Source organism: Haloferax marisrubri, assembly GCF_001469875.2.
Lineage (GTDB): Archaea > Halobacteriota > Halobacteria > Halobacteriales > Haloferacaceae > Haloferax > Haloferax marisrubri.
In genome coordinates this window covers 288,165-294,353 of sequence record NZ_LOPW02000005.1, presented here as the reverse complement: position 1 = coordinate 294,353, position 6,189 = coordinate 288,165, and the positions used below count along the sequence as shown (strand labels likewise).

Sequence of the window (6,189 nt, the reverse complement as noted above, 5' to 3'; positions counted from 1 at the left end):
ATATATATATATATATATATATATATATATATAGTTGGTACATGTTTACCAACTTGCATCATGGAAGATAATACAACCCGAAGAAATGTGATGAAAATCGGTGGGATATCTCTGCTTGGGGTAGCCGGTCTTGCAAAAACAGGCTCGGCAAGGGAGAAGAAAAGTTCTCAAAAATATAACTTCAACCCAAATAACAGTCAGGAAGTTGGCTCATTTATCGAAGAGAATGATCCATTGAACAATCCAGATATCGCTGACGATTTAACTCCAGAACAGGTTTCTGCAGTACTCGATTTTTATGCAGAAAATATCGAGTGGTCTGTTGAAAAATTAGATCTGAACGATACTGCTGAATTATCCACAGGAACATCCTCTGTAGCAGCCTCTTCGGTAGAACCGATACATGTCGAAGTAGTTACCAAGGGAAAAACTATCGCTGGAACAGTGGAATATACCTTTGAAGCTAACTTCCAGTGGTATGCACATGGCGAAGGAAATGGCTACTCTGAGCTGAGCCATAGCAGTTTTGGACAGTCAAACGCATTGGCAGGGCATTATGTGAAAGGCTCTAGGATGTCTGGTCAAACAGATATTTACTCAAACTATTTCACAGCATGGGAGTCAGGACAGTTCAAATTAGAGCTAGGTGCAGATTGGCGCACAGTTACTGCAAGAATCGAGATTAGAGGAGACGAGACCGGCGATTGGACCTCTGAAGAGAGTTCCCCAGTATAATGAACGAAAGAATGGATAACCAACGGTCGCGTCGTAGTTTTCTGAAGCGTTCCGCGGTAGCAACAGCTGGCATCAGTGGACTCTCAATAGGCATGATTGGGTCTTCAGCTGCTGCAAGTACAAAGTATTATGTTGTATATAAATCACAAAAAGGTTCAGGAATTAACAAGAAGTCAAAGCTACAGGCAAGAGTGGAATGGGATGTCAAAGATGGAATTCTCACCTACGCAGAATATTCACTTTCTGGAAATGCTGGTGGCGTAGGTGAAGAGTTCAATGGAATTACTTATGAAACAGAATCTGGTGGAGTTGGTGAAGGCTATTACACAGTCTACGCAGAGGGTGATTACTATGGCTTTCAGGGAAGTGCAGGTGACTACAAACATACAATAGAAGTGCAAGTTCAAGATGATGGTAGTTCCCATGCAAATACTAGCCACCGAACAGTGAAAGTGGATGAAGGTACAAGATAAAGCGTAGCTCTAGCTCCACTCTGAGCACCAACTATTTTCAATGAAATTGACACTATATAAACAACAAAATGAACAGTAAAAAAACGAACCATAAACGGAGTTGGATAGTCATTCTCGTATCCAGTTCGATAATTGGATTCTTGTTCTATTTTTATGCGACCAGCATTGAGTACGGGTTATTCGGTGTTGTACTCAGTATTGTCGTACTTCGGTACTTGCTGATAGTCCGGGGTTGAGCGCGGTTTCATCACCCCTCCACTCCCCCGGATTTAAAACCGCTTTCAGCCAACCGAAACGTCTTGGCCGTCGACGTCAGTCCACCCACATGGACCAACTGTTCGCCCCGTGGCGCATCGAGTGGGTCGCCCGCGACGACGACCAGGACACCGACGCCGACGACCCGGACGACGACCGCTGTCCCTTCTGTGCGCTCCCCGAGCGCGACGACGACCGAGAGAGCAAAATCGTCGCCCGTTCCCCGCACTCGTTCGTCCTCCTGAACAACTACCCCTACGCGCCGGGGCACGTCATGGTCATCCCGTACCGCCACACCGGCGAGTTCGCCGCCCTCTCGGACGTGGAACTCCTCGACCACGCCCGGCTCAAGTCGAAGACGCTCACCGCGTTAGACGCCGCCTTCGACCCCGACGGCTGCAACGCGGGTGAGAACCTCGGCGGCTCGGCCGCCGGCGGCTCCATCGACGACCACCTCCACACCCACGTCGTCCCGCGGTGGAGCGGCGACACGAACTTCATGCCGGTCATCTCCGACACGAAAGTGCTCGTGCAGGCCCTCGACGACTCCTACGACCAGTTGCACGAGGCGTTCGCCGGGCTCGACGGCGCGGCCGTCGACGGCGACGACGACGCGGTTTACTTCGAATTAGACTGACTCTAAAACTCACGTCGAGTGCGTCTAATAGGCCGCTCCGGCCCGAAGCGCATTTGAACCCCACTCCCGAAAGCCACGGTAATGGAGCGAAAGCGGGCCATCCGTCGGGTCGGGTTCGTCGTCCTCGCGGCGAATCTGCTTCTCGTCCTCGGGAAGGGCGGCGTGTGGTGGACGACCGGGAGTCTGGCCCTCGGGTCCGAGGCGGTCAACAGTCTCTCGGACGTTGTCTACAGCACCATCATCCTCGGCGGCCTCTACCTGACGACGAAGCCGCCGGACTGGGAACACCCCCACGGCCACGAGCGAATCGAGCCGTTCGTCTCGCTTTTCGTCGCGGTCGGTATCTTCGCCGGCGGCGGGGCGATTCTCTGGCAGAGCACGTCCAGCATCCTCGCCGGAACCTACGGCGGGGACGCGGGGGTGCTCGGCGTCGTCGTCCTCGTCGTCGCGGCGGCGGCCAAGTACGTCCTCTACCGCTACTGCTACTCGGTCGGCCGCGAGCAGAACTCGCCCGCGCTCGTCGCCGCCGGCGTCGATAACCGAAACGACATCCTCACCGCCGGCGCGGCGCTCGTCGGCGTGGTCGGCGGCCAGTTCGGCTACCCCATCTTGGACCCGCTGGCCGCCATGGTCGTCTCCATCGGCATCGTCTACACCGGCTACGAAATCGTCCGCGACAACGTGAACTACCTCGTCGGGGCCGCCCCGCCGGAGTACCTCCGGGCGCTCATCGTCCAGACCGCCCTGTCGCACCCCGACGTCTACGGCGCACACGACGTGGTCGCCCACTACGTCGGCCCCGAAATCGACGTGAGCCTCCACATCGAGGTCGAAGGCGACATGACGATTGCCGAGGCTCACGACATCGAGACGTGGGTCGTGCAGGCGATTCGGAACATCGACGAGGTCGACGACGTGTTCGTCCACATCGACCCGCGGGAACTCGGCGAGTGGAAGGAAGACGACGAGACGGAGCGCTACACCATGTTCTCGCCCGACGGCGGCGACGGTCGCTGATTCGCCGGCTGTTTTTCAAAACAGCCTCTGGGCTTCCAGCCGCAGCGCTCCGAGATACGGCACGTGGAATTGGCCTTTCGCCCGCACCCAGTCGGGGCGGACGGGCGAGGCGATGCCCCGCGCTTGGTCGTAGTAGTCGTTGTTGTCGCCGCGGGTGACGTAGCCGGCGTGCGGCGCGGGGCAGTTCAGGAGTTCCGCACAGGAGTCCGCGCCGTCCACGTAGGACTCGTTGGCCCGGTCGTACCAGTTCTCGCCGTCCTCGACCCAGAAGACGGCGCGGTGGATGACGGGTGAACCGGCGCGCGACGGCGCGTCGTAGACGACGACGTCGCCTGATCCGCCGAGTCGTCCGTACCCCTCGCTCGCGTTCGCCGTGACGACGCCGTAGTCGTCGGCCGCGGGGCCGCCGTAGCGACCCTCCGCGGTCACGACGACGAGGTCGCCGCGTTCGAGCGTGGGTTGCATGCTCCCGCTCTCGATGGCGACCATCGGGGGCCACACGCCGCTCACCGCGAAGAGCACCGCACCGACCGCGACGACGACGGCGACCGTCTCCAGCGCGTCTCTCGCGAACGCTTGGGCCTCCGATGGGCTGTCGTCGGACACGGGTGCTGTCACCCCTCGCGTCGCTATCAATCTTGTTGCCGACGCCGGCGTGAGAGAAACCGTTAGGACCGGGTGGCGCGACGGTCGAATCGTGACCGACGACTACCGACTCGTCTCCGAGTTTCCCGACCCCGAAACGTACGTGTCTCTCCGCGACGCCGCCGGGATGCCTCCCCGGTCTCTCGCGGCCGCCGAGCGCGGCGTTCCGAACACGATTTTCGGCGTGCGCGTCGTCTTCGAGGGAGCGACCGGCGACGAGACAGTCGGCATGGGTCGGCTCGTCGGCGACGGCGGCACCGTGTTTCAGGTCGTCGACGTGGCGGTCCACCCCGACCATCAGGGCCGCGGCCTCGGTACTCGCGTGCTGGACGCGCTCGTTGACTACCTCGACCGCGAGGCCCCGCCGTCGGCCTTCATGAACCTCCTCGCCGACGTGGACGGCTACTACGAGCGCTGGGGGTTCGAACCGACCGCGCCGGCGTCGAAAGGGATGTTTCTCCGGGTCGGCGAGGACGGCGTCCGCGGGCGCGACGAGAACTGAGAAACGAGTGTGAGTCGGCGGAACGGCGCGTATTCGGCGGAGAATCGGCCGCTCAGGCGGCGGTCGGCTCCCGCGGTTCGGGCTGTGCCTCGACCGGTTCGGCGAAGGCGTAGACGGTCTGGTGGGCGGTCACCTTCACGCGGGCGAAGTCGCCGGGTTCGAGGCCGTGTTCGGTCGCGTTCTGGACGATTATCTGGCGGTAGGCCTCGTCGCGGCACTTCACGGAGTCGCCGGTTCCCTCCTCGACGACGAGCACCTCGCGCTCCGCGCCGACCATCTCGTCGTAGGCGGCGGCGACGATGTCCATCTTCGCCTCGGACATCTCCTTGGAGCGCTCCTTCTTGAGCGTCCCGCCGAGGCCCTTCAGGTCGGCGGCGTCGGTGCCGGGGCGCTTCGAGAAGCGCGTGACGTTGACCTTCTCGGGGCGAATCTCGCGGAGCAGTTCCATCGACCGCTCGTGGTCCTCGTCGGTCTCGGTCGGGTAGCCGACGATGAAGTCCGTCGAGAGCGTCCAGTAGTCGAGTTCACGGTCGAACGTCTCGACGATTTCTCTGAACTTATCGACGCGGTGCTGGCGGCGCATGTGTTCGAGCACCTCGTCGGAACCGGACTGCACCGGCGCGTGGATGAAGTTGTAGAGCTTGTCGTGTTCGGCGAACACCGCGGCGAGCTCGTCGCGGATGCCGTGGACGCCGCCGGGGTTGGCCATGCCGACGCGGACGCGGAACTCGCCGTCGATTTCGGTGCAGATGCGGTCCAGTAGCTCGGGGAGCTTCCGGTCGCCCTTGTCCCAGCCGTAGACGCCGGTGTCCTGCCCCGTGATGCGGAGTTCCTTCGCGCCGGCGTGGACGAGCGCTCGCGCCTTCTCGACGTTCTCGTCGACCGAGGGGGAATCGACCCGGCCGGTGGCGAACTTCGTGATGCAGTACGAGCAGTTCGACATACAGCCGCGGGCGATAGGCAGGATGCCGACGACGCCGTCCAAGACGGGTTCGACGCCGGGACCGGGGGTCGGACACTCGCCGTTCGTGACGGCGGTGGGCACGTCGTCCCAGTGGAGAATCTGGGCGTCGATGCCCTCCTCGCGGAAGTCGTTGCCCTGCGCGAGCGCCATACAGCCCGTGATGATGAGGTCCGCCGTCTCCGCCTCCAGCTCTTTGGCCCGACGGAGCATGTTCCGCTCCGTCTTCTCCACGACCGTACAGGTGTTCATGATGGCGACATCGGCCTCCTCGGGCCCGTCGACGCGGTAGTGACCGGCGTCGCGGAGCGCGCTCTCGATGGCGCGGCTCTCGCCGCGGTTCGAGGTACAGCCGTATGTCTCGATGTGGTATCGGGCCATTCGGTTACCCCACGTACCGGGTCAGCGGGCAAAAACGCCGCGGTCTCCCCCGAGACTGCCGGCGTCCGCGGGCCGTGATAGCGCCTCACGAGGCTCGTTCGCGCGCTCCGTGAGTGCCTCCTCCGCACTACGCCGTGACCTCCGTCCGCACGAACACGGCCGACGGAGCATCGCGCCGGACGGACGCTCCGCCCCCGAGGAGTCTCGCATCGGCCGTATTATCCGTCAAAAGACGAATATAATTCATTACCTCATGCGTTGTATTTAGAGTCGCTATGAAGTTCAACATGCGCGCCATCGCCTACGGGTTCATCGCGACCGTAGTCGTCGGCATCCTCGGCGGCCTCACGGTCCCCTTCACGAACGTCACCCTGCCAACGGTCGGCTACATCCTCACGGGTATCATCGGCGGCCTCGTCGCCGGCTACCTCGTCACGACCGGGATGGCCGACGGTGCGCTCAACGGCCTCGTCGGCACGACGCTGGGCTCGATTATCGTCGCCATCGGCCTCGTGATTATGAACGTCCTGTTCGCGGGCGTGTTCTTCGGCCTGACCGTGTTCGCGGCGGCCGTCGTCATCAT

The 6,189-nt window shown here is 61.1% G+C and carries 8 protein-coding genes; 6 read left to right on the top strand and 2 right to left on the bottom strand.

The window, feature by feature from the left end:
- The 4 genes from AUR65_RS19465 to AUR65_RS05950 form a co-directional block, all read left to right on the top strand.
- The coding region (locus tag AUR65_RS19465; protein WP_233194320.1) for a hypothetical protein at window positions 1-735 on the top strand (735 nt) is incomplete at its 5' end.
- Complete coding sequence (locus tag AUR65_RS19460) at window positions 735-1,208, top strand: twin-arginine translocation signal domain-containing protein (RefSeq protein WP_146047387.1); 474 nt, start codon at window positions 735-737, stop codon at window positions 1,206-1,208. The genes AUR65_RS19465 and AUR65_RS19460, both read left to right, overlap by 1 nt.
- 325 nt (window positions 1,209-1,533) lie before the next feature.
- On the top strand, window positions 1,534-2,100 hold the full coding sequence (locus AUR65_RS05955) for an HIT family protein (RefSeq protein ID WP_058565973.1): 567 nt from the start codon (window positions 1,534-1,536) through the stop codon (window positions 2,098-2,100).
- Window positions 2,101-2,181: 81 nt separating this feature from the next.
- Window positions 2,182-3,117, top strand: a complete 936-nt coding sequence (locus AUR65_RS05950) for a cation diffusion facilitator family transporter (protein ID WP_058565972.1) — start codon at window positions 2,182-2,184, stop codon at window positions 3,115-3,117.
- Between the two features lie 15 nt (window positions 3,118-3,132).
- Here the strand turns inward: AUR65_RS05950 and AUR65_RS05945 are convergent, their stop codons facing one another.
- Entirely contained in the window at window positions 3,133-3,723 is a 591-nt protein-coding gene (locus AUR65_RS05945) for a S26 family signal peptidase (protein ID WP_058565971.1), read from the bottom strand.
- A gap of 91 nt (window positions 3,724-3,814) precedes the next feature.
- Here AUR65_RS05945 and AUR65_RS05940 point away from each other — a divergent pair, with 91 nt between their 5' ends.
- Window positions 3,815-4,264 carry a GNAT family N-acetyltransferase gene (locus AUR65_RS05940; RefSeq protein ID WP_058565970.1) on the top strand — a complete coding sequence of 150 codons (450 nt, stop codon included), beginning with the start codon at window positions 3,815-3,817 and terminating at the stop codon, window positions 4,262-4,264.
- Between the two features lie 52 nt (window positions 4,265-4,316).
- Here the strand turns inward: AUR65_RS05940 and AUR65_RS05935 are convergent, their stop codons facing one another.
- The gene (locus AUR65_RS05935) at window positions 4,317-5,606 is read right to left on the bottom strand and encodes a tRNA (N(6)-L-threonylcarbamoyladenosine(37)-C(2))-methylthiotransferase (protein WP_058565969.1); all 1,290 of its coding nucleotides are present in this window, start codon (window positions 5,604-5,606) and stop codon (window positions 4,317-4,319) included.
- 275 nt (window positions 5,607-5,881) lie between these two features.
- Between AUR65_RS05935 and AUR65_RS05930 the strand changes: the two genes are divergently transcribed.
- A partial coding sequence (locus tag AUR65_RS05930; protein WP_058565968.1) for a DUF5518 domain-containing protein occupies window positions 5,882-6,189 on the top strand: 308 nt, incomplete at its 3' end.